Below are 25,775 nucleotides of genomic sequence, written 5' to 3'. Positions count from 1 at the left end.
CGGTAATATCGGTAGCATCGTTTTACATGTCCCAAAAGTCAGTAGACTTAGCATTCGGGTTTATTTTCCTGATCGCCTGAAGTATTTTCTTCATAACAGTTGGGCTAGGTATGTATTCTTTATCATTGCAAGCTTTTGAAACAGTAGGCCTACTCAATTTAGCTATTTTTTCTAAGTCGTTTTGGTTATATCCGTTCGAATCAAGAAATTTACCTAAACGCGTCCTCTGCTTCCCTCCAAATTTCCAAAACACCTCTATCACTCCTAAACTTATGTTTTTCAACATTGTGGACACATACGTAAAAAAATATTCGCGTAGAGGAAAAAGTTTTTTACATATTGGTCAAGCGATAGAGAATACCTTTTACCATACCAAACAAATTACGATTCATCGTTCTAATTTGATAGCCTTATAAAACTTCGTTTCGCCTATTCGAAATAGAATTCTTTCACAGAATGATGCTTCGGACATTGCGAGGTTACTATTTTCAATGATTCATAGCTATTATTCTCTCTTCTAATCTACAGGGACTGTTTTTACCAAAACATACTTGAGGGGTGGTGCAGACCTTTGATATTTGAGTTAGTAAGTTCAGCTGCGGTCGGTGGTGTAATTCTATTCTCAAAAATGCACCAAAAAGGAGCAACAAATGATGCCTCTAAGATTCAAAGGATTTGTGCTAATTGTGGTTTACGAGTGAAAGAGGGGAAAGATACCAGAACAATACAACTGCTTCGTAAAACAAGAAATGATTGGGGCGTGGAATATGCGTATAGGATTCCCTTGGGCCTTAGCTTCTCCGATTTCGAACAAAAGATGCAGCATTTAGAGGACGGACTGAATCATAAGAGCAAAGTCTACGATTTCAAGCTATCAGACTTCAAAACTTTTCGTTTTAGAAAAGATTTCTTAAAACAAATACGAAACATCATAAACAAGAAGAAATGCGTTAGAAAGGAAATAGAGCTGTCCTACGATGGTTTGTTAAAAATACGAGTTTATGAGAAAGGAATTCCTGATTTTGTGAAATTTGAGGAAGAAATAATAAAGCAGTGTAGAGGATGGGAAGTGCCAATTGGTTTTACAAGAGATGGATTAGTAAAACACGACTTCGATAAGATTGCACACATGATCTCAGCAGGGATGACAGACATGGGGAAATCGAATGTACTCAAGCTTATTATTACATCTCTTGTACGCAACCAACCGGAGAATACAAAGCTATTCCTTATTGATTTGAAGGGTGGTCTATCTTTTAACCGGTACCGATTCTTAAATCAAGTCGAATCAATTGCGAAGAACCCCGAGGAAGCCCTTGAGACTCTAAGAGAATTGCAAAACAAACTGAATGAAAGAAACGAATACTTACTAGAAAACGGATACGAAGATATAAAAGAAGCGGAGGATCCGACGCGATACTTTGTCATTGTAGATGAAGCTGCCGACATGACGCCATACCAAGAGTGCAGGGACATCATTGTTGATATAGGAAGACGAGGGAGAGCAGCAGGGATGAGGTTGCTATATTCGACTCAATATCCGACGAATGAAGCCTTACCATCACAACTACGACAAAACATTGGTGCTCGTGTTTGCTTTAGATTACAAACGGAAGCAGGGAGCCGTGCCGTATTGGATGAGGGCGGCGCAGAGTGTCTTCCCAACATAAAGGGAAGAGCTATATACCAAACCAATGAAAAGAAGGTCTTACAAACTGTTTATATCGATAACAAGCAAATAGATATCATTATAAAGCCACACGTCAATATTAGAGCGAGAAAGGAGCATGAAGATGCAAAAACTAGCGATGAAGGAAACAAGAACGGACAATATTCTCTCGAGCTTGAGGAAATTGGGATTCTTGACTAGGAAGCAAATACAAGTGTTGCACAATCTTGGCGGAGACAGAAACGCTTCACGTGTTATGAAGGAGCTTGAAGAATATGTATCTAGCTTTAGAGATTCAGAAAAAGTTTATTATCTCAACAAAGAAGGTCGTGAGCGTATTGGGAGTAAGAAGGTTTTGAAGCGTTCTAATCAATTCCGGCACTATATCATGAGAAATGATATTTATATCGCCTATAACTGTCCTGCTTCATGGAAACAAGAAGTGAAAATGAATGTGAAGGGAGTTGTTTCTATAATTGCAGATGCTTTATTTAACGATGATGGAAGGTATCACATTGTAGAGATAGATCATGAGCAGAAAATGAGTGCAAATCGTGTGAAGATGCAGAAATATAGAAAGTTAATTGACTGTAATGTGTTTGATAAACTACCTCAATTCACTTGGTATACAACAACCGAATACCGCAGGAATCAATTAAAAAAGCTGTGCGAGGGATTAGATTGCAACATATTTACGGTTACTGATTTCCATTAAAAACAGGGGGATGGTCCATATGGCAACTGAGACAATGAGCATACAGGACTTTATGAGCGGAAATTATGGAGCGAAGAAAAAATGGAGCTTGTTCAAAAAGAAAGCAAAAAAATACGCACCTATCGCAGTGCGTGTATCATTAGTAATCGGTAGTGCTATTATATTCAGTAACGTTATAGATATACCTCATGGTTTTGCAGCTGAACCCGGAAGTGATGTGAACGAAGTATTTAAAGATGTTCAATCAAATGATGGGAAGATAAAGAATTATATAGATGGTCAACTGTACAACAGAATTGTAAATGCATTTGAACCAGTTATCTTTTTAATCAAAGCAGTGTCGTATCCAATTGCATCTGTTGTGGCTTTATGTGGTGGCTTGTTCATTATGGTAGGAAGCCAAGAACGTGGATTTAGCTTGATTTCACGCGCGGGAATCGGCTATATAGTAGTCCAAATGATACCGCTGTTTATGAGGCTGCTTGTAGAAATAGCGAAAGCAATATAAAAAATAACAAAAATAACAAAAATACCAATTAATTCATGAATTTAATTGACTTAAGTCAATTAACAGTGTATAATAAGAGTATAAAGAAAAGGAGGTGAACAAAGTGGATTGGGTAGTAATCTTAGGTTCCATAACAGCATTCGTAACCATTTACTCACAACTATCTTCCGGAATTAAAAACACCTTAGATATTTACTACAAAATCAAGGAAGAAAAAGAAAAGAGTCGCTCCCACCAAGAAGACGACTCCGAAAACTAAATCACTGGGGAGGGAAACCTCCCTAGTACCTAAGATTATTATAACACATTCCACTGTATCTTATGAAAAAAATCATTTTTAGTAACTTACCGATTGTTGTGGTTTTAGGATTCATTTTATATCAGATTGATTATAACAGCTTACGAACATTAGATTATATTTACATTACACTTTGTACACTGGCGTTTGCAGCGATGATTTTTAACTTAATAACTACTTTTATCAAGGAGAAAAAAGATGTATAAATTTGAAACAAAAGAAGAATTGATTCAGTTTATTAATGATGAGATCTTGAACACATCTGAAGCCTTGGATATCCTGGGATGTACAAGGCAGAATTTAAACTTAATGATAAAGAAAGAAAAAATAACACCAATCAAAGAAATGGTTCGAGATCGACTATTTTTTAAAGAGGATGTTTTAAAAAGTAAAGAGCAAATGAGAAAGTAGAAGCCCTGTAATTCGAGGGCTTTTTTCTTTGCAGGAATTTATAAAACCTCATGGAATACTCTCATTAGGAGGTGTTGTGACGCTATGACGGACGAGATTGTTTATTCTGCTAGTGAAGTATACAAAAGGCTAGAAATAAGTGATAGTACGCTCAGAAAGTACATGGAAGTGTTGCAACGAGAGGGATATACAGTCAAAAAGGATAAGCGTGGCCGAAGAGAATATACAGAGCATGATGTTATGGTGATTGAGAAGCTGATTGAGCTTAACAAACATGACGGTATGACGCTAGAGAAGGCTGCGAAGATGATTGCACAGCAACTAGAAAGTATCAATCCAGATATCATTAATAATGAGAAGCCGCAGGAAACAGACTTAATTCCATTTCATATTCAACAACAATTACAGCAACAATACAGCGTTATGGCGCAAGAAATGAATCAGAGTATGTTAGCGATGGAAGAACGATTGAGTGAGCAGGCTAAGCAGAGCAATGAGGAAATTAAAGCAAGCATAGAAGCGCACAACGAACGAGTTGAAAAACGATTAGAAGAACGAGACGAGAACCTCATGAAAACATTGCGGGAGATTCAGGAAACGAAGAAATTAATGAAGGAATATCGGGAAGAAGTTGCTGCTGCAAGAGAGAAGAAAAAGCCGCGGTGGCGGTTTTGGTGAGAGCAATATGAAAAAGACCCTACATATGTAGGGCTTATTTTTTATCAGAAACTATGTCATTTAGGATGTTCTGCTCATGTGCATTCAATTTATTATCAATGTAGTAATCTAATATTTTATCAATAAGTTCATAATTTTTTATGTCTTTCATTGTGCAAATGGTTTTTATTTTATCAAGTGTTTCTGGTGATACTTTTATATTTTTTCTATCTGCTGCTGACAATGAATTCATTTTTTGTGGCTTAGAATCATCTAGAACAGGTGTTACAGTCACCAAGTATTTTTTATCCAAAATGACCACTCCTATTTAAAAGGTTTTATTTATTATCTAATACTTCATAAAGACGCTTGTACATATCTTTATATGCTTCAGAATGCCGATCTTTTAAGTTGGCATCTATATAGTGTCCAATCAACATATCAATAATGTTGTTAATTGATGTTTTATCCATACCTTCTTGTTCCTGAATAAACGGCTTAAGGGTATTTAACTTTAACAAAACAGCAGGTGAAATTTTAGCTGTTTTAGATGGGACTAAACGTTGATCTGGCTTCTCTGAGGTTTGTATTTCCTTTTTCGTGTTAGTTTGATCGCTTTGCATAGGTAAATCTGAACTTTCGATAATAGGTGTCACGGTTACTACAAAAGATTTACTTTTACTTTCCAAAATGACCACTCCTGATTTAGTTTTTATAATTTTATAATTTTATAATTTTATAAATTTATAAAATTATAAATGCGTTTATGTAGATAGGCATAAAGTTGTACTTTATACCTATTCTTGACTTTTCTTTACTTCAAGCACTTGTTTTACAGCGTTTCTTACTAACTTTTGTTTTGGCGTAGGCAATGAAGCGACTTTTTCTTCGATTAACATATTTATTACTTCGTAAATTTTCATATCTTCAATTGTAGCAAGTGTTGATATCGCTGTGTGTGTTTCTAATGAAACACGGAAAGATTTTGGTAACTCTTTTGTAGTGAGTTTTCTCTTAGGTTTTTCGAAAAGTTTATCACTTTCAGGGAAGCTGCGTTTTTGCTCTTCTTTGCTCTCTGGTGTAACTGTGATAGAAGCTTCAGTTTTTTTCTTTCTTTCTTGATGTTGTTTTCTAAAACCAAGTTCTTCTTTGTTTATTTCTAATTCTCCCTTACCCGGATTGTTAGTCATCTGATTATTTCATTCCTTCCAAAATACTAATTCTATTTTCAAGTTCCCCGGCAATGTTTTGATATACAGTATGAACGTTTTTATCATGTACATCTTTTATATTATAAGTGATTCCTGTTCTATCAAATCTTTTTAAACGAGCCATTTGTTTAATGATATTGTTGAATACATTCGCTTTCCCGAAACTTTCTTCTGCTTCCTGTAGGATATCCTTATCAATCTCATTGCCGTTTTGCATTAATACAGGCAACGCTCCAACAATTTCTAATGGTAGTTCATAATCATCTGCTAGTGAAAAAACATGTTCAATATATTTTTTAGCACCTTTTAATGACCGTTCTTGTGTTTGCAAAATAACCATTACATAGTCACTAGCGACTAAGGCGCTGTCTGCAAATTTATTTAATTGTGGCGGCACATCAATAAATATGTAATCGTAATTTTCTTTGATTGTACTTAATTGTTTTGCGAAATAAGTATCTTGTGAGAAATCATCCTCAAAATTTCTGAATAGGAACTTCTCATATGTTTGTAAATCCTCGTAAGAAGGAAGCAAGTCTAAGTTAGGAAGCACATTAATCAAAGCACTTTGTAAGTTTGCATCTATAAGAGCCATAGCTAATGTTCTTTTGAATTCCGGTTCAATTGAATGGACTTTTTTCATCGTGTTGAATAATAAATCAGTTGCATTTGCTTGTGGGTCTAAATCTACTAATAAGGTTTTCTTTCCATATTTTGCGAAAGTATAAGCTAGCATTACAGCGTTGGTAGTCTTTCCAACTCCACCTTTGAAGTTCCCAGTTGTGATAACCTTGCACATTTTCCGTCACCTCGTAAAAAAAGTTTTTTTATACTTTTATAAATTTATAATTTGATTTTATAACACAACAAACCAACGGTAAAGTATAAATTTATAATTTTATATTTTTATAAAAAGTTTAAAATTAAGCTGTAAATGGATGATAGTTTTTAAAACCTTTTTTCAAAATGCTATATTATCAAGCTTTATTAGCGTATTTTTTATAAAAATATACTTTTATAATTTTATAAAAATATAAAAGTATAAAAAAACTATCATTCTATTTTTGAAAAACTAGATTTTTATAAAAGTATAAATTTATAAAAGTATAAAAATGAAATTAGAATTTTATATAGAGGGGAATGTAACAGGCTCATAGAGGTATTTACAAACAAAAAAGCTTGTTGTAACGTAATAAACAACAAACATAAATCTACAAAACAAAACAGAATTTGATATTTTACATAAACAAAGATCGTGAAAATCAAACGAGCAAAATTAAAAACAATTGAATATGAACAAAAAACAAAAAGCCACTCCCATATGCTAACGGCTACCAACCTTTAGCGGGAATGACTTGTTCTAGCTAGTGTACCACCACTTGGCTAGAAATGAACTGTATTAACCGACAGTGTTAACGTTTAAGTAGTGTACCACCACTATCCTTAAACAACTATGCCTTTTCACGAGGCTTCTTTGATATACCCATTTTATCTATGATTTGACTAAAATTCAACTAGTAAATGCTAGAATTGTATTTTTTGTAGTCAAAAGATATATATAGGGCATCTCTAAACCTAGAAGTCTTGTGAATGTACAGGTCATTTAGGTATTGGAGATGCCTTTTTTGTTTTTTGTTCGCGTGGAATTGCCTGAAACCACGTTAATAAAAACTGATAAGCCGTAATTCCGTGCTGCTATACATATAGGGGGAACGTGTTACGGCGTGGCTAGCTGTTGGTCGTGCAGGGGGTACAGAGTATACGCCTACAAAAACAGCACCCCTCATCGAAATCCTGTTCTTCTGGTGAGGGAAGGTGAGAACTTACCTAGGGACGATTCTCTAAAAGGTTCGGGTGGTTATCGTTAGCATTACGGTGCTAGGGAGTACATTCAGTTTGTCGTGTAGGGACGATATTACAAGGACAAGCCATAGAAAAAGGGTGTATGCGGTGAAAATCGCTGAGTGAACAGGGTCTATACATACGGATACCTTATAAGTGACCGCATGGCGAAAACAAGACGCTTATCCATCTATTTTGATTGATTACTTTTTTGTGATCTTTCAAAGTAGGGGATAAATCTGCCTTCCAGCCGTATTCCATAATCGTTCCCACATGATAAAAACCCTTAAGATCTTCAGTCAAGCTTAATTACGAAGAAAAGATGAAAAACTTGAGAGTGTTTAACTCTTGGGGGAATGACTCACTAAGATAGAGGAATAAATAAGGGAATTATAACTTACTTGGTTAGAGGATAATGGGACGAATGGTAGAATAGGCCTTATTGCGGAATCTGGTTTTATACAACGGGTATAGTACGTGAAATTTATTTGAACAACTTTATATTTTCGTCAACAAAAATTGATATCAGGATGTTATCATATTTTATAAATTAAAATTTATGGAAAATAGAGGTGGTTCTTTTGGAATGTTGTTGGTGGTGTAAAGTAGAAAAAGAAGAAGATGATTTTTACCTTTATAGATTCACTAAATTCAGAAGTGGCAGAGAAGAGAGAAGTTATTTATGTAAAGAGTGTAGTGATAAATCACACGGTGATAGATGGTATCCAATTATTGGTTACGATAAACAATATGATATTAGTAATAAGGGAACTGTTAGGGAATTAAGAGGAAATAGATATTATAATATAACAAGAGTACAGAATGCTAACACTCAATTTGTTTTCTTAACTAAAAATGGTAAAGTAATGAAGAAAAACATTGATTCGTTAATAACAAGATTTATACAGAAAGTGAAAAAATAGTTTCGAAAAATTACATTTATTGAGGTGATTGCTTTATGTATATAGGGGTCACCATATCAAAAAAAGAAAATTGTACGTTTAGACACAATTTGGAACCATTTTAGCCGATTCCCTGTACGTTAAGCAGTCGGTTGTTTAAATTCATTTTTCTTTCAAATCTTTTTCTCGGGGCTGGTTTCTCTATCCTCTATTTTGTCTAAAGATTATAGCAGTGCCAAGTGATGCAAAAGCTGGTACGAAAATATCTCCCTCAGCTGTTTCCACCACTGGGAACCCATTTCTTTCGATAAATTTACGTGTAGCCGAGATATCATGTACTGCAACTGCATATCCTATAAATCCTGGCAAAGAAGGCGTCACTTCACCTGGCAAAATATCGTTCAGTCGAGATTCAGGAACAATCGTTAGATACGCACCATTAAGGTCAAAAATGCTTGTCACACCTTTTGTTTGTGCATCACGACCTAGATAGCGCTGATAACGTTTGATGAAGTCATCAAGCTCAGGATCAGCAACACAAAGAATTACTTCAACAAGCTCAATCGCTCCATTCGGATGATTCATATGGGCTTGTGTTTGCAAAATCTCTAGAGGTGGATTCTCAGCGATAGCCAAACGACCTTCAGGCACATCTTCCCGATCAATTTCTATATAGTTCAAAGGGACTATTTGTGTTCCGGCTTCTGTCTCTATAGGACGTTGCACAGCATTAACACCACTATGCCCAACACCGTCTTGATTGAACTGAACTGCAGAATCCTTCGCATTAGATGTACAAAAACACAAGATGTGTGTTCCTTCGAATCTTGATAGGGAATTAGAAATAGTATTAACAGTGCGTCTGATATTTTCGAGAATTCGAGGAAGTACAGTTGGTGGAGCCTGAAGAGGCACAAAGTTCGCATCTTGAGGAATCCGTTCTCCATTTTCCACTATAGTAACGATTTCGATAAAATTATGGAGAAATGTAGCATGTGTATTTGCTGCACCCAATGGTTTAGGCACTTCGTCTTCCTTTTCAGCTATCGTCGGATAGGCTGGCGGAGGACATATGAAACCCAGCTTTCGGTACAGATCCAGTGCAACTCTCATATCTGTTACAACATGTCCTACATGATGAATATGCTTGATTTCAGATTTCATAGCACCACTCCTTCCTTATGTTTGGAATTTATTTTTTATTGTTACTCACAGGAAATTAAGAGGTTTGTTCTTGCAAACAGGAGTATCATCAGCATTTTAGAAATTTACCACGCTAAAGGATTTTTAATTGCGTTGCATTCAAAACATTATATTTTGCATAACTTGTGTTAGAGCTGTAAATGAATTTTGCATTTTCTAATGCAACACAAATGATTTTGTGGTGTATCAAAATGTTCTTAAAGGGATAATTTTCACATCAAATTATGCTAAATTTTGTTTAACGTAGTTATTTTCCAATTTGCTGACCGTACACCTATCTATACGTACAGAAGTCGGTTAAAATGTGTCTAAACGTACAATTTTCTTTTTTTGATATGGTGATCCCATATAGAAGAAGATTATTGTAGTTGTAAGGATAGTAGCGGCGTTTATTCTGATTGGGATGGTACTGGAACTTGGGATTATTGTGATGATTGTAAGAAGAAAATTGATGGTTCTCTTTGTTATGAGGATGACCCTATGATAGAAGATTTGATGTAATCTCTGCATTTTTTGTGGGGATTTTTTCATAAAGAAAAAGCACCTTTAGGTGCCTTTTCTCTGTTTGTTCTCGCGTATTGAGATGACTATTCAAACCTTGTTTTAGGGGACATGGTTCAAACATAGTACACTTAAATCTTAACATTAACGAAATATACAGTAAATTGATAATATTTATGCAAAACATTCCCAAAGTTTAGTATAGATATTTTTCACTATTACTATATTAAAAAATAGAACTAATGCACATGGTGTGGGGATTTTTTCATAAAGAAAAGACACTCATTGAGTGCCTATCTTTAGTTGGTTATTCATATTTCTCTAAGGTTTTGACATAATACATGAAATAATAGTGCTAATCTATTATATATGCTTTATTGTTTTTATGCAATTTTGAATATAAAGAAAAGACACCCTAAGGTGCCTTCCTCCGACTTGAACCACTCTACTTTTAATAATATGTATTGGACTCCCATCCAATTACATTTTACCATATTTATCTATATTGTTCATTGAGAAAAAAGACACTTTCCCCTAACTAGATGTTAATTAAGTTAAATACTTGGTGGTGCATCGATTGAAACATTGATATTGGTAGGACTTCCGGAAATAGATATTCTTACAGCATCAACTACTATATTTTCACTATCTTTATTGGATTCTTTCCCTTCAACCATTTTATCTAGTTTGTCTGACCATGTTACTCCTGTAGCTTTTATCATAGCTTTAATGGTATTAAGGTCTGGCGCTCCATTGTATAACATACTGTCAATTGTTTTACCATCTCTTCTTAAATTCACACTAACCCATTTAGCTTCTGTTGTATTGTCTTCTGCCTTTGTGTAATAGAAACGATGAGTTTTAGTGCTTTCTTCAAGTTCAAGATTAAAAGGTAGCACTTGAATCCCTTGACTAGCTAACTCATCTTTTATTTTATTGTAGTTTTGTAGATATTTATCTGTAGTCATATCTTTCAAAGCGATGTTTTTCTTAGGTAGTTCTTTTTCTTTTTGGTAAGTCGGTTCAGTTGTCTTTTGTTCAGACGATGCTTTTTCTTCTGATCCACATGCCGTTAACCCCATAAGTAAAGCGCTACATGCAAATACAGTTAATAGTTTTTTACTCATTATTTTGTTTCCTCCAGTACTCAAATGTAAGATTTCCGAAACTATCATAACAGATGTAGTTACAACTATTTTGTCATGTTCTGTCGAATGAAATAAAAAAGGGAGCAAATTGCTCCCCTGCCATAATTGGTAATATTATGTAAAATTTTACCACTAGATAATGGAAAAGATTTCTTCTAAAATGAAATCAAATCACAATATGTCTTTGTTGTTTTGCAACATTTTCACATACAATGAAACTTGCTTTGCGAAACGCCCTTTCTGACGTCCGTCAAGCTCCTCATAAGCTTTTTTGACGTCACTAAGTAGTAAAGCGAGCAATGCATCATCTTGTTCATTCTCGAAGTTGAGAAGGGTGTCTGTTGAGATACGGAAAATTGAAGCGAGAGTTTTAATACTTCCGACATCCGGCTGATGTCTGTCTGTTTCCCAATGCTTTATCTGTCCATGACTAAATCCGTACTTCTCAGCAAACTCTTCTTGGGTTAAACCCAACTTTTTTCTAAAATATTTAATAGTTTGTCCTAATGTTCTCATAATTCGAGTATAGTTATTCAACCATCTATATACCACAAAAGTCAGATATACTAACAAAATGAGATAAAAAGTTAGGTTTAAATGAAATTGAATATTCGTGTAGAACAAACGTTTGTTTGGTGGTAAAATATGCATATGAGTTATTTTTTTATAAGATTTTTTCACAAGGAAAACGTTGTACTATGGCGTTTTCCTAACTTTCTCAAGATTTATCTGATAACTACATGACCGAATTTTGGGAAATTTGTGTTATTATGAAAACAACAAAAAAACGGACGTGAAAAAAGACCCACGGTGTAAGTAGTGTTGGTCGCACTCTTACACTGCCCCCTAACCAGTCTAGGGAACATTGTCGCGGATCTTGTGCATAACTATTATAACACAACTTAGAGTGAGAGTGACACGTTTTCCTTTATATGTAAGAAACTGGGGTTTACGTGTCTTTTTGTCCAAAAAGGGAGGACAAATGTTGTGCAAGAGTTGTTAACTAATATGAATGAGAAATTAAAATCAAACGGTTATACTAACAGGAAATTAGCTAAACGATTTGATGTAACGCATACTACGGTGAATGGTTATTTCAAAACAAAAGGGAAATTTGATTTCATGCATTTTGTAGACGCGCTAAGATTATACAATCCGAATGATGTTGAGTTTCGTAGAAGATGGATAAAAAATATGATACCCCATTTATCACATAAAAATTTAAAGTTAGCGTTAGAAGTATTAGATATGTTTGGGGAATATGAACTTCAAGATATGGTAATGCAACAGATAACGAGTCCTAAAAACAAGGAAGACGAAAAAGAAAAGAAAAAAGGGAATTCAAAAACTGTACGGATAAACTTAAACTTGGTTCCATTATACAAAACTTTGCGGGAAAGAAGCGAAAATACAATCACTCCTAAGATGTTCTTTGAGAAAGTTGATAAAATGAGAAAAAAGCAAAAGTGTACAGACAATGAATTGGTAATATTATCAGTTTTAAATACAATATACTCTTTTTTTGATTTAGGGAATTACAAGATGGTTAATGAACATATCCAGCAATTATTACCTGACATTCTAAAAATTAAATGCCATACCTTAAGGGGTTCATTTTTATTGAGAATAAAAGAAATGAATATTTTCGTGGAATTACACGAAAATAATTTAGATAAAGCTCGTGAATTATGCTTCGAAATAATAAATGACGAAACGAATTGTTATGTTAGCACTAAAGCAGTGGCGTACTGTAAAGCTGGGGAAAGCTATGTTTTTTCTGATTATCAAAGAGCGAAAGAATATATGGAGAAATCATTAGAAATTATTGGAGATCCAGTAAATAAGAAATTAGAAATAAGAAGAAAGAAAGTTTTAAATACGCTTTCATTTTTAAGAATACATCACAAGAAAGACTTACATACTATAAATCCAGAAGAATTAGATAAAGCTGAAAAGGCGTTTTTATATGTAAAGCTAGGCGAAAATCAAAAAGCTATTGAAATTTTACAAGCTCTACAAAATGAAAATGGTTGTCTTAGTAGTTTTCAGTTGTATTATATGGGTCTTGCGGTTGGAGGAGAAGAAGGGAAAAAATACTTAGAAATGTCCGTAGAAAGTTTTTCTAAATCAGGTGATTTTTTCTATATATCTCTACCAAAAGAAGCCCTGAAATGTTATAATTGTGGCATATATAAAAGGTGGTGAAACACTTGAAAACAAAGCTTATCAAAGCGATTTTATCTATCGCTGCTGTAGCTTGTCTTTCTGTGACAGCATTCCAGTTTACAGATCGAGAAGCTAATGAAGCACAAATATCTAAGTATATGGTTGATCCAGGCCCAGGTGGCGGCTAATAAATATATATTAAAATGACAGTGTCGAATTCGGCACTGTCATTTCTGCTTTATAGGGAGTGGAAACATTTTGACGAAAACGACAAAAACTTTCCACTTTTCACGATTCACAAACTACTATAGATATTGGAGGATGTTGGGGATGGAAAAAGTACAAGTTGAGGATGTAGAAATGGAAATTAAAGCAGAATTAAGTGGTATCGTGAATGTAGCACAAAAAGGGGATTCAATTTCATATGAAATGTTATTAAAAATAAAAGAAGCGATTGGTAGCATCTAAAGCTATCAATCGCCTGATATTTTAACAAGGTTTCTTATTATTTCTAAAAGTTCTTTTTGTTTTTCTGGGTTTTTTGTTCTTATTTGAGACATAAGATCTTCTAATTCATCTTTTGCTGTAATATTAGGGTCTTTCTCATCAGATTCACCTAATATATAAGATACAGAAACATTTGATATTCTGGCAATTTCTAAGCTCATCTTTTTAGATGGGCATTTTTCACTTTCTTCATTTTCCCACATTGATACCGCCGATCTACTTTGCATTCCTAATGCTTCAGCAAATTCTCTTTGGCTAAGTTTAAGTATATCCGTCCTTATTTCTTTTACTCGTCTACTAATTAGTTTGTAATCCATCTTTTTAATCCCCTTATTAGTCATTAGTAATTTTAAGCTTATTAATAATATAAAAATTTCTCTTATAATTAAATTTAACAAAAATGTTCTCAAAATGACAACACTTTTTAGTTAAATAACAGAGAACATAAAAATTTTTAAGTTTTTTTAATTTAGGGGTTCTCAAAATGAGACTCCCTATGTTATACTCAAAACAACGAAACGAACAAAGGGTGAAACCAAATGAAATTGAACACTGAAAAGATAAAAAACCTAAGGCATTCAAAAGGGTTTACTCAATTAGAAGTAGCTCAGGCATTAGGTTATACAAATAGAAATTCTTATTCTCAAGTTGAAACAGGGAAGCGCGAACCAAACCTACATAGAATATCCCTGTTAGCAAATTTATATGATGTAAAGATCGATGAGTTGATTAATTGAATTATTTTTTTGACAAAAGAGTCTCAAAACGAGACGTCTTAAAAAGTGAACGAGGAGGAAAGGAAATGAATCAATTAAAAGTTATGCAGCATCCAGTTAGTGAGTTTGTTTTTATGAAAAGCAATGAGGTTGTAACAGATAGCTTATCAATTTCTCGAATGTTTGATAAAGAACACAAAAATGTGAAACGAGATATTTTTGAAACAATCTCTAAATTGGATGAGTTGAGGGAAAGCGAAGGGATTGAAGAATTAGGCATCGATTTTAATACGCTCAAATTTGAGCTCATTGAATATCAAGATAGCCGAAATAGATTGCAACATAAATACATTCTTAATTTCGATGCATTCATGCTAGTAACAATGAGTTATACAACACAAAAGGCTATGTTAATCAAAATGAAATACATTACTGAATTCAATCGCATGAAAGAACGCATTAAAAAGATACAGCAACAACCAATCAGTATTGAAGACGCAGTGATCCACAGTATGAAGGAATTAAAGCAAATCAAAGAACATCAGCAACAAACAGATGAGGAACTAAGTAAAGTAAAACATCTTGTAGATAACGAGGTTTGGTTAACAGAACAAAACAAAGAAGCTGTACAGCGTAAAGTGAAACGTCGTGTGTTCGAACTAAAAGAAGAAGGTTACGACAATGCGTCATATCAAGCGGTATACGGGGCGTTAAAAAAACACTTCGGAGTGGCTAAATACGATAAGATTCCACGCAAATATTATCAGAATGCTATGAAGTTCGTATCTGGATGGTATCCACCAGAAAGACCAATGGAAGGAGCGATGTAAATGCTAGATAATCCAGCATCACTAGCAATCTTAGGAACAATCATTTCAGTGGGTAGTTACTTAGTTTATCGGATAGATGTTTGGGATAAGAGAACAGGGTGGTCAAAGAACGAATAAAGAGCAACGAACAATTTAAATTATGTAACTAAAAAAGGGGAAATTAATATGGAATTTAATATTGCAAACCAAGTTTTCGAAACAACTAATTATGATGTTTTTATTTATAAGAGAGACAACAGAAAAATTAAAGAGAATTTAAAACTAGCAGAAGAAATAAAAGCAATTGGAATTTTAGTTCCGATTATTGTTAATGAGAAATATGAAGTTATTGATGGACAACACCGGTTAGAAATCGCAAGGAAACTTAAAATGAAAGTTCCATTTATCATCCTACAAGGTGCTGGTAAAAAAGAAATTATCTCAATCAATACTACAAGTGCAAAATGGACAATGGAAGACTTTATTAACAGTTTTGCTGAAGAAGGAATTGAGGAATACGAAAAAATGAAAAAGTTGCTTAAAAACTACAGTGTAAAAGTTGGAACGCTTTGTTGTTTAGCTTTTAATACGACTAGCATTACAGAATCGCAATCAAAAGTTAAGCATGGGCAGTTGAAATTTGTAAATTATGATTTTTTATTATCATTCTTAGAATTTTATGAAGAATTGATTCAAAGAACAACTCTTGAAAATAATGGGGCTCTAGCTAGATCTTTGTATACATTATATCGTTTAAAAGCTTTTGATCCAAATAGAATATTTGATAAATCAGGTTTAATTGCTGAGAGATTAAGAGGGGTTTCAAAACACAGTACGACTACACAAGTTATATTAGAATGTTACAACAAAAGGTTGCGCGTCGGTTCAGACAACGAAATAAAATATCATAAAACCGCTAAAGGTGAAATTGAATTTTTTGAAGATATTAAGGAAGAAATCCAAATGCGGACAAATGATGTAAATCAATGAATAAACAGCAGCGGGATGAATACGAACGAGAGAAAATAATTGGAATCATAAACACATTAAAAGCTAAAGGGTTACATAACAGCGTGGCAGTCATCGAGAAGTATCACTATATAACTCTAGCTAAATAACTGATAAAGGAGAAATGAGAAATGAATGAACAAATCAAAAACTTGAACGCAGCTATCGAAGAACTAATTGAACGAGTTAATATGTTGGATCAGAAAATAAATAAAAAAGTATCAAAGACTGAGATATTAAGTGATTTGGAGCAAGCGCTTAAATTAAAGTCTGGACGAAATAATTAATTATTTATCTAGTTAGTAAGTAACCGTTAATTTCTACTGCGACATTATCGGAGTTAGATGTATTAGAAGAATATTCTTCTAATGTTGAACCGACAGTTTTTAATTTATCAAGTAATTCTTGGGAGTAAATCTTATCGCAGTTCGAACACTGTAATTTCGTTTTGTTTAGTAATCTAGGGATTTCTACAGAAAATAAATTATTACAATCGCACCAAATTTGAAATTTCATTTTTATCAGCTCCAATTAGAATAATCGTCCAGACAAACCTTATTATACCAAAAAAAGACAAGCACTGTGCTTGTCATCATGATCGGGAGCGGACACCCACACCCCTCCACCGCGCTTCTGGTCATGATGATGCGCATAGCATCAGAAAGGAGTGAGAAAGATGCATTCGCTAGTTAAAAACTAGCATCAAAAAAGCCCGTACAGAAGCACAGGCAAGTTGTAACACATATCGGTAACTATATTTTAACAGAATTGTAGTTGAATTCCTATGAAAACAGGGAAAAACGCCTCGTTGGGGCGAGACGCTTTTAAGTGATCTGGCAATGATACGTTAATTATAGCACTCAAAATCTACTAATTAAACAAATAAAAATCAAAATAATTCGACAAATATTAACATACCATATCAAAACAAAATAAAAAGAGCCGATTACCCCTAATCGACTCTTGGGAAAGAAATGGCTCAAAAAAATGTTACTTCTATTATAACATAGCTGTTTCTTCCAAGTAAATAAGGAGGAATGGAAAATGATAGAAAACCCAATGTTTATGCACAACGGTTACGGAATAAGTGATCCACAAGAGTATGAACCAGTTCCAGTTGAAGATGATTGTGGAGTAGAAATCTTACAAGGTGATGATATTTTAGTCGGTCCAGATGGAAGTGTGATTTTACGAGAAAATGCCTTGGAATACTTAATTGATGTACTAGGGTTTATGCCGAGAAAGGCAGGCGAGTGAGATGAGCCTACAAAACAAAATTGAAATGGAAATTCAAATTCTTATGAGTTTAATAGAACGATACAAGCAAAGTAATGAACCAGGAGCATTATCTATGGTTGTGGCTTATGAATACGGATTACAAGCACTTATGGAAGTATATGAAGTTAGTCAACAAGAAGAGGTGATTCCGTTTTGAAACGAGCAATAAAGGAGCTCCAAAAGTCACTAGGAGTAGAGAAAAGGAAGTTAAGTGATTACGAGTATAAGCTGAAAAATTTAAAAGAACATGAGATTTCACTTCGTGAAGGCATAGTAGATGTGAAATTAACCATTGCAGATATAGAAGAAACACTTTCGACATTAGAAATCATGACAGAGGGAGCTGAATCTAAGTGAATAAAAGCGAATCGATTGTTGAACTAGCAAAGTCACTAGTGAAGTTCAATTTAGAAGTTAACAAAATAGCAAAGGATGCTGACAATCCTTTCTTTAAAAACAATTACGCAACGCTAGACACGATTATAGATGAAATTAGACCAATCCTTTCTAAACACGGATTAAGCATTATGCAAATACCAAGTGGTGACGGTCAAAATGTGACACTAAAAACACTTCTCTTACACGAGAGTGGCGAATGGCTTGAGTCAGATGAACTAACCATGAAACCAGTAAAAAACGATCCACAAGCAGTAGGGAGCTGTATCACATATGCAAGACGGTACTCATTAGCAGCATTCCTTAGCTTGAATACTGGTGAAGATGATGATGGTAATAGTGCTACTTATGGGAAAGGTGAAAAACCAAAAAGTAATAGCGGACAAGCTCCAAAAAAGACACAGAATAACGGTAATGGCAATAGTAATGGTAAAGCAACGGAAAAACAAATAAAGATGATACACGCAAAGATAGCGCATGTATCAGTGATATCTAAACAACCAAAAGAGACAGTTGAAACGAAATTAAAAGAAGATGCGAAATTTGATTCATTCGAAAACATGGAATTCAAAAAAGCATCTGAAGCCATTGGAATATTAATCAACTGGGAAAGTTATTACACTCAACCAGCTCACTAAGGAGATGAAAACCCATGCTGAACCAACAAATTATATCAAACGTCGTCCTCCCAGCATGGGTTTATGAGGACGAAAAATCAGAACAAGAGATTAAGAGGAACGCTTGCAGGTATATCAATCGCATACCAAAGCGTTATCCCGGTTATAAGGTTTTGGAAGTTAAAAACGGAATGGCCATATGCGAAAGGTGTGAGGTTGATGTTTAAAGTACCTGTGAGAAGAAGAACACAAAAAGAAATATTAAAAGCTACAAAAGATTTAATAGATCGAGGTTTTGATTTCTTAACACCAATCAAACCAGTTTATAAGAACGGAAAATTCTACGAACAAAGCGGAAGAAGTTTTCAAGGTAAGCATGAATTTAGAACAATCGGATACGTGGACAATGTCAGCTACGAGTGTTGGATGAAGAAGGTGAACTAAATGACATTAATAGACAGAAGAAGACGCGGGTTTTTCATGATAGATAACGAAGTTGCGGATGATGTAAGGCTTACACATAAAGAAATGGCTGTATATATGGTCCTTTGCAGACATCTCAACCAAGAAACAGGAAGTTGCTTTCCTTCATTACCAACAATCGGCAAGAAAGTAGGTATGTCAAAAAACACAGTAATTAAAGCATTAAATACTCTAATTGAGATAGGTTACGTAACAAAAGAGAAACGTTCATCTAAAGAACAAGGTGATATGTCCAACGTTTATTACATAAATGACGTCCACAATTTGAACGGGGGAGTTCACCAAATGAACGGGGGGGGTTCAGGAGATGAACTGGGGGGAGTTCACCAGGTGAACCCTAACAATACTAATCTTAACAATACTAATTTAACTATAAGTAGTAGTAGTAAGAATCCCTTCTCATTCTATGAAAGTAACATCGGAATTTTAAATCCATTCATGGCAGATAGCATAGATCAGTGGATTAAAGATACAAGTGAAGAACTCGTTATGGCTGCTATGGAACGTGCATTAAAACAACAGAAAAAATGGAACTATGCTGAGGGGATCTTGAAACAGTGGGCTAATAACAACGTGAAAACTTTAAATGATGTGGAATCGTTAGAGGCAGAATACCAACGTAAAAAAGGAGCGAAGAGCAATGCAGAGAGCGTCACTGGCAATACCAACCGATATAGCCAAAAAGGTGAATATGACTATGGATTCTGATGTTTGTGAAGAACATGGAGTGAATATGATGCGATTTAATGGCCAGGTCATGTGTCCCCGCTGTTTCCTTGCTAATGAACATAAGAAGCTCCAGGAACAAGAGCAAGCAAAATATGACGCGGATAGAGCAAATGAAAAGAAATTCTTGTTTCATCAACAAAGTATGATTGCAGATTCCAACATTAAGAAAGCTAACTTTGAAAACTATGAACCTACAAGCGAGGAAGGGGCAAAGAATCTTGAACTCGCAAAGGTTATCGCAACGGATTATCTCAATGAGAAGGTGTTCAATACGATTATGGCAGGTAACTGTGGAGCGGGGAAAACACATCTTGCTTACTCCATTGCAGACAAGCTTGCAGGAGCAGGGAAGTCAGTTGTCTTCGTCACTGTTGGCGAATTGCTACGGAAAATCAAAAGTACGTTCAATAAAGATTCCTCCTTAACCGAGGATTCAATCATTCGAAGCTTAGTACAAGCAGAAGTATTAATAGTCGATGATTTAGGAGCAGAACTTGGAGCTCTAGATGCAAATACAAAGGCGACAAACTTCATTAATAGGGTATTATTCGATGTTTTCGATGGAAGGCAAGGTAAATCTACTATCTTCACGACAAACCTTACAGGAGAGCGTTTAGAGGGTGCATACGATGAGCGGATTGTATCACGTATCTTCAATAATTTTAGAGCGATAGTTTTCAAAGATACAAAGGATTTCAGAAGAAAAGCATTACCGTTTTAAAAGGGGGGATAGGAAATGAAAATGTTAGATCTGTGTTCGGGAATAGCAGGAATAAGCATGGCAGCGGATTGGGCTGGAATTGAAACGGCAGCCTTTTGCGAAATAGAAGAGTTCAATCAGAAGGTACTCAGAAAGAACTATCCTAACATTCCTATTTTCCCAGATTTATACAAACTTACGAAACAATCATTAATAGATGGAGGTGTTGACGTTGATTCAATTGGAGTTATTTCAGCCGGATACCCTTGTCAGGGAGAAAGCATGGCCGGAAATAGAAAAGGTGCAGAAGACGAAAGATGGTTATGGCCAGAAGTCTTCCGACTCATTAGAGAACTTAGACCCACTTGGTTCGTTGGAGAAAATGTTGCTGGACACGTCACAATGGGCTTGGACACCGTGCTCTCCGACTTGGAAAAAGAAAACTACTCGACAAGGACATTCGTATTTCTGGCTGTCAGTGTCGGCGCGCCACATCAAAGATACCGGACATTTATTGTTGGCCACTCCAACGACAAGCCAAAATTACAAACCAATTCGAGAGTTGTGCCCTTCAGAAGCAAACGGGAAACACGGAAAAACATTACCGGGATCCATCGGGGAACACTTTCCAGAACATATTGGGAAGAAAATCAATCCACAGTTTGTGGAATGGATGATGGGACTGCCACAAGATTGGACGAAGATAGATTGAGATTTCTGGGAAACGCGGTGGTACCTCAACAGATATATCCGATATTCGAAGCGATAACAAAGATAGAAGGGGGAAATTAAGATGTGTGCATGTGAAGGAACTGGAGTAATCAGAAACGATATGGGGAACGGTTGCTATCAATTTGCGTCATGTATTTGCTCGGCAGGGAATCGCAGTACTGAGGAAGTTGATAGAAGGCGTCATGACGTTATGGCACGTTTGGAAATAGCTTATCAATTACAAATGGAGGGGAAATGGGATGGCGAGATTAGAAACGGATTTACAAATGGAGGATTACACAATAGCAGCGCAGCAAAGAAAGTACATGAAGAACTCGCGTCGTAACTTATACGTGGCGTTAGAGGAGTTGGACATGCTTTGGGATGAAGATGATATTTTGCTGGTACGTGAAGCATGGAAGAACAACGAGAGTGTTTTTGCAATCGGTGAGAAGTTACAAAGAGATCCCGATGAAGTCGCTTTACTGATTATGGACCTAGCAAGAAAAAATGTAATACGAAAACGTCCAATGGGGCTGGGAGCATGAAACAGCTAACAATTGATGATGTGGTAGGGAGTTTTGATTACCAAGCTACAAGCACTTCAGAGCGATTCCTAGCGAAGACTCCAGTCATACCAACGTATGCGGTTGATTTCTTCGATAAAGATAAAAGGCAAAAGTTACGTTGGTTTGAAGCGAAGACAGAGAGCGAAGCTGAGGGAATGGCAAAGAAGAAATACGGAAATATACAGATTGTAGATACTTACATTTCAGATAGAACTTTAAAAGAAATTATGGCATTAGATTAGGAGGATAAATGATGAAATACAAGCCAGTACCTACATGGGAACAATACGAAATTGCTGAGAAAAATGGGATTAGTAAGGTAAATGTAAATCAACGTATAGATTTAGGATGGACGATTGAAGAAGCAATCACGAAACCTATACGAGTTACATTTCGCCAAAAGCATGATAAATACGTGAAGTTAGCAGAAAGTAATGGAATTTCGTTCATCACATTTAGAGCTAGGGTAGAAACGCATAATTGGAATCCAGAAGAAGCAGCAACGAAACCTGTTATGACAGCGAAAGAAGCTGCTGAGAAAAATAATGAAAACAAACGTATTATCCCTAAAGAAATATATGCAAAAGCAAGAAAGAACGGGATTAACAATAGCACTCTTAAAACAAGGATTCTTATGCTGAATTGGGATATGGATTTAGCAGCTACAAAGCAAGTTAACAAGAAATATAGATCCAAGTTAGGAAGACAAGCAATCTAGTTAGGAGGACAAGCCATGACACACAAGGAACGGGCACAGCTTCATGGATTTTGGACACATAAACGAACTGGGCAGTATATCGCTGTAACGCGTGTGACGATGTATAGCGAAGTATATGCGAGGAAGGTTAACTCACTAGGACATGAAGTGGGGCCGCAGGAAATTATGTTAATTCGAGATCTAAAGGAAGACTACGTGAAAGGCATGAGGTAATGGACAGGAAACAAATTTACATCGATGTGTTATTAACAAAAGGGATTTATAAGGAAGAAGATACAGGACGGCAGCTTTATGAGATGAGTGAGCAGGAGCTGTTCAATTTGATAAAAGGGGATGGGGAGAATGAGTAGAGAGATTAAGTTTCGTAAGTGGGACTTTGAAAATAATGAAATGATTGATGGAGATTCTTTAGCATTTGAAGAGTATGCGCCAATTTCAATTTTACTTACATAAAATGGTGTCATGCAATACACAGGATTGAAAGACAAGAATGGTAAGGAGATTTATGAAGGGGACATAGTAAAAATAAGTAATCATCCTTTTCAAGGCTCAATTGATATAGATGGAAATTACGAAGTTTTCTATAACGAATACATGGAACTGAGTTGTGGTGGTTGGTACTTGTTTAGAATGAGAAATTGGGCAGAAGTGATTGGTAATAGGTTTGAGAATCCAGAGCTATTAAAAGGGGATGGAGAGAAGAAATGAGATGCAGAAGATATAAGCAATTATATCGATACAAAACAAAAGGAAATAAAAGTAGATATGACTGGTACTTGGATTTTTGGAAAGAAATGCATAAAAGAAACGCAACGATTAAAGAAATGAGGTATACCCATAAAAATATATTGGATACATTAGATCCTACGTTTGAATGGATAAGATCAGGAATACAGCAATTTGTGTTTTTTGTACCAAAAGAAATTAGAGATTCTGATAACCGTTGGGATTGCCCTTGTATAAACGTAAAGGAGTGGGATAAATGAGTAATTTAAGAAAAGCGTTAGAAACGTATACAAACGGATTATTTGAAGGGTCAAAGGAAAGTAAGGAAAAGGCTGATAAAGCATTCGAAATGGGTGACTTAGGACTTGCTGGTTATCATCGAGGACGTAGCACAGTAATGGAGAGCGCAGCGATGTATTTAACAGATTTATTAGCAGATTACGAGGAGGGTGAAGAATAATGATGGAATTACAAAACGGTGTTTATGAAATTACTCAACTATTAGCAGAGGCGAAGGGAGAAAAACGATGACAGTAACAGATTGCAAGCACACATATTGGGAAGCAGCAGTAAAAGAGTTTTATAAAAAACAAGAAGCGGAAAGAGGTAATAAGAATGGCAAATAAGATTATTGTTTACACGAAACACAATTGCCCCAACTGCATGCATGTGAAATTTGGATTAGAAGCAGCAGGAGTAGAATTTGAAACCAAAAACATTGAAGAAAAAGTAGAGTATAAGACGGAATTTGATAAGTACGGGTATAGCGCGGCACCAGTAACGGTATTTCCGAGCGGAAAGGTACTTGTAGGATTTGAATTTGGAGAGTTTGCAACCGAATTAGGACTATAAAGGGGTGTTTGGATGAAGGCGGAACATGTCGAGTTATATGAGCAAGCGCTGGAACATGAAAAGGGACAAGCGAATAAATGGTTTTGCGAGGTTAATAACTTACAAGCTCAGTTGAGAATGGCGCAATCACATTACAAGCATCACACAGAAGAAAGCGAACGACTACAAACTTTAGTTATGAGATGGAAAGGGGCAAGTAAATGCAATTAAGAGTGAAAATCAAGCGATTAAATGAATCGGTACAATTACCTAAATATGCGAAGCCAGGAGATGCGGGTTTTGATTTAGTAGCAGCAGAGGATGTATTGATACAACCTGGAGAAACTAAAATTATCAAAACTGGATTAGCTTTTGAGATTCCACCAGGTTACGAATTACAAGTGAGACCGCGCAGTGGAATTTCACGAAAAACGTTTTTAAGAGTGGTTCTTGGCACAGTGGACAGTGGTTTTAGGGGCGAGGTAGGAGTTATAGTCAGCGATACATCATATCTAGGAAACTCAATTACGCTAGGAATCAATGATGAACACGGAATATGTGCGAGTATAAATTATGAGATTAAAAAAGGTGACAGGATTGCACAAGGTGTCATAGCACCAGTAGAAACAGCTCATTTTGTGGAAGTAGACGAGCTATCAGAAAGTGAACGTGGTGTTGGCGGTTTCGGATCAACAGGAATAAGGGGAGGTAAATAAACAATGGCATATCCTCGTGAAGAACAAGAAACAACTCTAGTTTTTGACAACAGTACAAAGGAGTGGATGGTTTACTCTACTGTTCCTAAACACATTCGAAAACTTAGTAATCTATGTGAATTACAAACCTTAGAAGAAGAGGACGGGCAACTGATAGCGGTAAAAGGTGTATTGCAAGAAAAACAAGTGAGTATGAAACAAGTTCGTGTGATGTCTGAGGAACAGAGACAACAAGCTGCGGAACGTTTAGCGAAAGCAAGATCAAATTTATAAATTTTATTATGAAATGGAGAAATCAAACATGGATGTAAAGTTACTAGCGCATACACAGTTATCTGAGGAGTTTTGCTTTTCACTACCAATCTTTGAAGGAAGTGCATATTGCACAGATGGACAAGTGCTTGCTTTATCAGCAATTCGCACATGTTATTCACCAAATAAACCTAGTGAGATTGTGGAGCTTGAAGGAGATAAGTATTTCGGTAGAAAAGCGAAAGAAGGCGAAGGCAAAGAAGTAGATCGGTTGATTAGACATATTATAGGTTCGGGCCATACGAGTACTTTGGAGCACCTAACATATACATTCGCGGTAGAAGGAGTTAGCAGAGCTTTACTTGCTCAGTTGACACGTCACCGTGTAGGTTTCTCTTACTCAGTACAATCTCAACGTTACGTTAAGTTTAACTTAGATAGCCGCTCCCAAGGTTTCGAATGTGTAGTACCTGAGAAGGTGAAAGCTAAGGGGTTAAATAGTCGTTACTATGAGATGATGCAAGAAATACAAGATATGTACGATTGCTTAATTGCTTTAGGAGTACCCCAAGAGGATGCTCGCTCAGTCCTGCCTAACGCAGCTTGTACTAACTTAGTCTTAACGGTTAATTTACGTAGCTTACTAGACTTTTATTCTAAACGTAGAAAAGGGAAAGGCGCGCAACATGAAATCACAGAATTAGCAGAAAGATTACGTGAAGAGGTTGTAAAAGTTGAGCCGTGGACGGATGAATTTTTTAAAGGTGAAAAGTAAGAC

General features: G+C 35.5%; 47 protein-coding genes. 38 read left to right on the top strand and 9 right to left on the bottom strand.

Annotated features, from left to right (window positions below):
- Positions 1-22: 22 nt before the first annotated feature.
- A complete protein-coding gene (locus LOK41_RS21915; protein WP_241818280.1) occupies positions 23-253 on the bottom strand; it encodes a helix-turn-helix domain-containing protein in 231 nt (76 codons plus the stop codon).
- A 318-nt stretch (positions 254-571) separates the two neighbouring features.
- On the opposite strand from LOK41_RS21915, the gene LOK41_RS21910 reads away from it, so the two are divergent.
- The 7 genes from LOK41_RS21910 to LOK41_RS21880 all read left to right on the top strand — a co-directional run bounded on the left by LOK41_RS21910 (position 572) and on the right by LOK41_RS21880 (position 4,279).
- On the top strand, positions 572-1,870 hold the full coding sequence (locus LOK41_RS21910; protein ID WP_241818279.1) for an FtsK/SpoIIIE domain-containing protein: 1,299 nt from the start codon (positions 572-574) through the stop codon (positions 1,868-1,870).
- The gene (locus tag LOK41_RS21905; protein ID WP_241818314.1) at positions 1,809-2,384 is read left to right on the top strand and encodes a replication-relaxation family protein; all 576 of its coding nucleotides are present in this window, start codon (positions 1,809-1,811) and stop codon (positions 2,382-2,384) included. The genes LOK41_RS21910 and LOK41_RS21905 overlap by 62 nt, the downstream gene beginning before the upstream one ends.
- A 19-nt stretch (positions 2,385-2,403) precedes the next feature.
- Positions 2,404-2,892 (top strand): hypothetical protein, encoded by a 489-nt coding sequence (locus LOK41_RS21900; RefSeq protein ID WP_241818278.1) that lies wholly within the window; start codon positions 2,404-2,406, stop codon positions 2,890-2,892.
- Between the two features lie 103 nt (positions 2,893-2,995).
- Positions 2,996-3,151: a hypothetical protein gene (locus tag LOK41_RS21895; protein ID WP_241818277.1), complete on the top strand. Its 156-nt coding sequence runs from the start codon at positions 2,996-2,998 to the stop codon at positions 3,149-3,151.
- A 62-nt stretch (positions 3,152-3,213) separates the two neighbouring features.
- Entirely contained in the window at positions 3,214-3,396 is a 183-nt protein-coding gene (locus LOK41_RS21890) for a hypothetical protein (RefSeq protein WP_241818276.1), read from the top strand.
- Positions 3,389-3,601, top strand: coding sequence for a DNA-binding protein (locus LOK41_RS21885; RefSeq protein ID WP_241818275.1), 213 nt, complete (start codon positions 3,389-3,391; stop codon positions 3,599-3,601). Before LOK41_RS21890 ends, LOK41_RS21885 begins: the two co-directional genes overlap by 8 nt.
- 84 nt (positions 3,602-3,685) lie before the next feature.
- A complete protein-coding gene (locus LOK41_RS21880) occupies positions 3,686-4,279 on the top strand; it encodes a DUF3967 domain-containing protein (protein ID WP_241818274.1) in 594 nt (197 codons plus the stop codon).
- Between the two features lie 34 nt (positions 4,280-4,313).
- Here the strand turns inward: LOK41_RS21880 and LOK41_RS21875 are convergent, their stop codons facing one another.
- From LOK41_RS21875 to LOK41_RS21860, 4 genes are all read right to left on the bottom strand, one after another.
- On the bottom strand, positions 4,314-4,571 hold the full coding sequence (locus LOK41_RS21875) for a hypothetical protein (RefSeq protein WP_241818273.1): 258 nt from the start codon (positions 4,569-4,571) through the stop codon (positions 4,314-4,316).
- Between the two features lie 25 nt (positions 4,572-4,596).
- Positions 4,597-4,947 (bottom strand): hypothetical protein, encoded by a 351-nt coding sequence (locus tag LOK41_RS21870; RefSeq protein ID WP_241818272.1) that lies wholly within the window; start codon positions 4,945-4,947, stop codon positions 4,597-4,599.
- A 108-nt stretch (positions 4,948-5,055) separates the two neighbouring features.
- Complete coding sequence (locus LOK41_RS21865; protein ID WP_241818271.1) at positions 5,056-5,448, bottom strand: hypothetical protein; 393 nt, start codon at positions 5,446-5,448, stop codon at positions 5,056-5,058.
- 4 nt (positions 5,449-5,452) lie between these two features.
- On the bottom strand, positions 5,453-6,268 hold the full coding sequence (locus tag LOK41_RS21860; RefSeq protein ID WP_241818270.1) for a ParA family protein: 816 nt from the start codon (positions 6,266-6,268) through the stop codon (positions 5,453-5,455).
- Between the two features lie 1,624 nt (positions 6,269-7,892).
- Between LOK41_RS21860 and LOK41_RS21855 the strand changes: the two genes are divergently transcribed.
- Positions 7,893-8,234, top strand: a complete 342-nt coding sequence (locus LOK41_RS21855) for an NUMOD4 domain-containing protein (protein WP_241818269.1) — start codon at positions 7,893-7,895, stop codon at positions 8,232-8,234.
- Positions 8,235-8,414: 180 nt separating this feature from the next.
- Here the strand turns inward: LOK41_RS21855 and LOK41_RS21850 are convergent, their stop codons facing one another.
- From LOK41_RS21850 to LOK41_RS21840, 3 genes are all read right to left on the bottom strand, one after another.
- Positions 8,415-9,377, bottom strand: coding sequence for a VOC family protein (locus LOK41_RS21850; RefSeq protein WP_017150271.1), 963 nt, complete (start codon positions 9,375-9,377; stop codon positions 8,415-8,417).
- 1,094 nt (positions 9,378-10,471) lie between these two features.
- Complete coding sequence (locus LOK41_RS21845; RefSeq protein WP_241818268.1) at positions 10,472-11,044, bottom strand: hypothetical protein; 573 nt, start codon at positions 11,042-11,044, stop codon at positions 10,472-10,474.
- Between the two features lie 192 nt (positions 11,045-11,236).
- Positions 11,237-11,581 (bottom strand): helix-turn-helix domain-containing protein, encoded by a 345-nt coding sequence (locus LOK41_RS21840; protein ID WP_241818267.1) that lies wholly within the window; start codon positions 11,579-11,581, stop codon positions 11,237-11,239.
- A gap of 492 nt (positions 11,582-12,073) precedes the next feature.
- Between LOK41_RS21840 and LOK41_RS21835 the strand changes: the two genes are divergently transcribed.
- From LOK41_RS21835 to LOK41_RS21825, 3 genes are all read left to right on the top strand, one after another.
- On the top strand, positions 12,074-13,270 hold the full coding sequence (locus LOK41_RS21835) for an AimR family lysis-lysogeny pheromone receptor (protein ID WP_277818725.1): 1,197 nt from the start codon (positions 12,074-12,076) through the stop codon (positions 13,268-13,270).
- A gap of 5 nt (positions 13,271-13,275) precedes the next feature.
- Positions 13,276-13,419, top strand: a complete 144-nt coding sequence (locus tag LOK41_RS21830) for a hypothetical protein (protein ID WP_241818317.1) — start codon at positions 13,276-13,278, stop codon at positions 13,417-13,419.
- Positions 13,420-13,561: 142 nt separating this feature from the next.
- A complete protein-coding gene (locus LOK41_RS21825) occupies positions 13,562-13,699 on the top strand; it encodes a hypothetical protein (protein ID WP_241818265.1) in 138 nt (45 codons plus the stop codon).
- A 5-nt stretch (positions 13,700-13,704) separates the two neighbouring features.
- Here the strand turns inward: LOK41_RS21825 and LOK41_RS21820 are convergent, their stop codons facing one another.
- The gene (locus LOK41_RS21820) at positions 13,705-14,055 is read right to left on the bottom strand and encodes a helix-turn-helix domain-containing protein (protein WP_241818264.1); all 351 of its coding nucleotides are present in this window, start codon (positions 14,053-14,055) and stop codon (positions 13,705-13,707) included.
- 222 nt (positions 14,056-14,277) lie between these two features.
- Here LOK41_RS21820 and LOK41_RS21815 point away from each other — a divergent pair, with 222 nt between their 5' ends.
- From LOK41_RS21815 to thyX, 27 genes are all read left to right on the top strand, one after another.
- Positions 14,278-14,475 carry a helix-turn-helix domain-containing protein gene (locus LOK41_RS21815; protein ID WP_241818263.1) on the top strand — a complete coding sequence of 66 codons (198 nt, stop codon included), beginning with the start codon at positions 14,278-14,280 and terminating at the stop codon, positions 14,473-14,475.
- Between the two features lie 65 nt (positions 14,476-14,540).
- Positions 14,541-15,284, top strand: coding sequence for a Rha family transcriptional regulator (locus tag LOK41_RS21810; RefSeq protein ID WP_241818262.1), 744 nt, complete (start codon positions 14,541-14,543; stop codon positions 15,282-15,284).
- A 165-nt stretch (positions 15,285-15,449) separates the two neighbouring features.
- Positions 15,450-16,253 carry a ParB N-terminal domain-containing protein gene (locus LOK41_RS21805; protein WP_241818261.1) on the top strand — a complete coding sequence of 268 codons (804 nt, stop codon included), beginning with the start codon at positions 15,450-15,452 and terminating at the stop codon, positions 16,251-16,253.
- Between the two features lie 149 nt (positions 16,254-16,402).
- Positions 16,403-16,558: a hypothetical protein gene (locus tag LOK41_RS21800; RefSeq protein WP_241818260.1), complete on the top strand. Its 156-nt coding sequence runs from the start codon at positions 16,403-16,405 to the stop codon at positions 16,556-16,558.
- Between the two features lie 757 nt (positions 16,559-17,315).
- Positions 17,316-17,528 (top strand): YqaI family protein, encoded by a 213-nt coding sequence (locus LOK41_RS21795; protein ID WP_241818259.1) that lies wholly within the window; start codon positions 17,316-17,318, stop codon positions 17,526-17,528.
- A 1-nt stretch (position 17,529) separates the two neighbouring features.
- Positions 17,530-17,706 carry a hypothetical protein gene (locus LOK41_RS21790; protein WP_241818258.1) on the top strand — a complete coding sequence of 59 codons (177 nt, stop codon included), beginning with the start codon at positions 17,530-17,532 and terminating at the stop codon, positions 17,704-17,706.
- Positions 17,703-17,906: a hypothetical protein gene (locus LOK41_RS21785; protein ID WP_241818257.1), complete on the top strand. Its 204-nt coding sequence runs from the start codon at positions 17,703-17,705 to the stop codon at positions 17,904-17,906. The genes LOK41_RS21790 and LOK41_RS21785 overlap by 4 nt, the downstream gene beginning before the upstream one ends.
- The gene (locus tag LOK41_RS21780) at positions 17,903-18,583 is read left to right on the top strand and encodes an ERF family protein (protein ID WP_241818256.1); all 681 of its coding nucleotides are present in this window, start codon (positions 17,903-17,905) and stop codon (positions 18,581-18,583) included. Before LOK41_RS21785 ends, LOK41_RS21780 begins: the two co-directional genes overlap by 4 nt.
- A gap of 14 nt (positions 18,584-18,597) precedes the next feature.
- Entirely contained in the window at positions 18,598-18,789 is a 192-nt protein-coding gene (locus LOK41_RS21775) for a hypothetical protein (protein ID WP_241818255.1), read from the top strand.
- Positions 18,782-19,006, top strand: a complete 225-nt coding sequence (locus LOK41_RS21770; protein ID WP_241818254.1) for a hypothetical protein — start codon at positions 18,782-18,784, stop codon at positions 19,004-19,006. The genes LOK41_RS21775 and LOK41_RS21770 overlap by 8 nt, the downstream gene beginning before the upstream one ends.
- Positions 19,007-19,753 carry a DnaD domain protein gene (locus tag LOK41_RS21765; RefSeq protein ID WP_241818253.1) on the top strand — a complete coding sequence of 249 codons (747 nt, stop codon included), beginning with the start codon at positions 19,007-19,009 and terminating at the stop codon, positions 19,751-19,753. It begins immediately after the preceding gene.
- Entirely contained in the window at positions 19,737-20,495 is a 759-nt protein-coding gene (locus LOK41_RS21760; protein WP_241818313.1) for an ATP-binding protein, read from the top strand. The genes LOK41_RS21765 and LOK41_RS21760 overlap by 17 nt, the downstream gene beginning before the upstream one ends.
- 15 nt (positions 20,496-20,510) lie before the next feature.
- Positions 20,511-21,266 carry a DNA cytosine methyltransferase gene (locus LOK41_RS21755; protein WP_241818252.1) on the top strand — a complete coding sequence of 252 codons (756 nt, stop codon included), beginning with the start codon at positions 20,511-20,513 and terminating at the stop codon, positions 21,264-21,266.
- 1 nt (position 21,267) lies between these two features.
- Positions 21,268-21,531 carry a hypothetical protein gene (locus LOK41_RS21750; protein ID WP_241818251.1) on the top strand — a complete coding sequence of 88 codons (264 nt, stop codon included), beginning with the start codon at positions 21,268-21,270 and terminating at the stop codon, positions 21,529-21,531.
- Positions 21,446-21,733: a helix-turn-helix domain-containing protein gene (locus LOK41_RS21745; protein ID WP_241818250.1), complete on the top strand. Its 288-nt coding sequence runs from the start codon at positions 21,446-21,448 to the stop codon at positions 21,731-21,733. Before LOK41_RS21750 ends, LOK41_RS21745 begins: the two co-directional genes overlap by 86 nt.
- On the top strand, positions 21,730-21,996 hold the full coding sequence (locus LOK41_RS21740) for a hypothetical protein (RefSeq protein WP_241818249.1): 267 nt from the start codon (positions 21,730-21,732) through the stop codon (positions 21,994-21,996). The genes LOK41_RS21745 and LOK41_RS21740 overlap by 4 nt, the downstream gene beginning before the upstream one ends.
- A gap of 11 nt (positions 21,997-22,007) precedes the next feature.
- Positions 22,008-22,472, top strand: a complete 465-nt coding sequence (locus LOK41_RS21735) for a hypothetical protein (RefSeq protein WP_241818248.1) — start codon at positions 22,008-22,010, stop codon at positions 22,470-22,472.
- Between the two features lie 15 nt (positions 22,473-22,487).
- A complete protein-coding gene (locus LOK41_RS21730) occupies positions 22,488-22,685 on the top strand; it encodes a hypothetical protein (protein ID WP_241818247.1) in 198 nt (65 codons plus the stop codon).
- Positions 22,685-22,822: a Fur-regulated basic protein FbpA gene (locus LOK41_RS21725; RefSeq protein ID WP_241818246.1), complete on the top strand. Its 138-nt coding sequence runs from the start codon at positions 22,685-22,687 to the stop codon at positions 22,820-22,822. The genes LOK41_RS21730 and LOK41_RS21725 overlap by 1 nt, the downstream gene beginning before the upstream one ends.
- Before the next feature lie 127 nt (positions 22,823-22,949).
- Complete coding sequence (locus tag LOK41_RS21720) at positions 22,950-23,180, top strand: YopX family protein (protein WP_241818245.1); 231 nt, start codon at positions 22,950-22,952, stop codon at positions 23,178-23,180.
- Positions 23,177-23,458 (top strand): hypothetical protein, encoded by a 282-nt coding sequence (locus LOK41_RS21715; RefSeq protein ID WP_241818244.1) that lies wholly within the window; start codon positions 23,177-23,179, stop codon positions 23,456-23,458. Before LOK41_RS21720 ends, LOK41_RS21715 begins: the two co-directional genes overlap by 4 nt.
- Positions 23,455-23,658: a glyoxalase gene (locus LOK41_RS21710; RefSeq protein ID WP_241818243.1), complete on the top strand. Its 204-nt coding sequence runs from the start codon at positions 23,455-23,457 to the stop codon at positions 23,656-23,658. The genes LOK41_RS21715 and LOK41_RS21710 overlap by 4 nt, the downstream gene beginning before the upstream one ends.
- A gap of 155 nt (positions 23,659-23,813) precedes the next feature.
- Positions 23,814-24,050 carry a glutaredoxin family protein gene (locus LOK41_RS21705; RefSeq protein WP_241818242.1) on the top strand — a complete coding sequence of 79 codons (237 nt, stop codon included), beginning with the start codon at positions 23,814-23,816 and terminating at the stop codon, positions 24,048-24,050.
- Between the two features lie 12 nt (positions 24,051-24,062).
- Positions 24,063-24,260, top strand: coding sequence for a hypothetical protein (locus LOK41_RS21700; protein ID WP_241818241.1), 198 nt, complete (start codon positions 24,063-24,065; stop codon positions 24,258-24,260).
- Positions 24,251-24,745, top strand: coding sequence for a dUTP diphosphatase (gene dut / locus LOK41_RS21695; protein ID WP_241818240.1), 495 nt, complete (start codon positions 24,251-24,253; stop codon positions 24,743-24,745). The genes LOK41_RS21700 and dut overlap by 10 nt, the downstream gene beginning before the upstream one ends.
- A 3-nt stretch (positions 24,746-24,748) precedes the next feature.
- On the top strand, positions 24,749-25,018 hold the full coding sequence (locus tag LOK41_RS21690) for a hypothetical protein (protein ID WP_241818239.1): 270 nt from the start codon (positions 24,749-24,751) through the stop codon (positions 25,016-25,018).
- Positions 25,019-25,046: 28 nt separating this feature from the next.
- On the top strand, positions 25,047-25,772 hold the full coding sequence (gene thyX, locus LOK41_RS21685) for an FAD-dependent thymidylate synthase (RefSeq protein WP_241818238.1): 726 nt from the start codon (positions 25,047-25,049) through the stop codon (positions 25,770-25,772).
- Positions 25,773-25,775: the final 3 nt, after the last annotated feature.

Source organism: Bacillus sp. TL12 (assembly GCF_022625245.1).
Classification (GTDB): Bacteria; Bacillota; Bacilli; order Bacillales; family Bacillaceae_G; genus Bacillus_A.
This window is presented reverse-complemented; position numbering and strand designations above follow the sequence as displayed.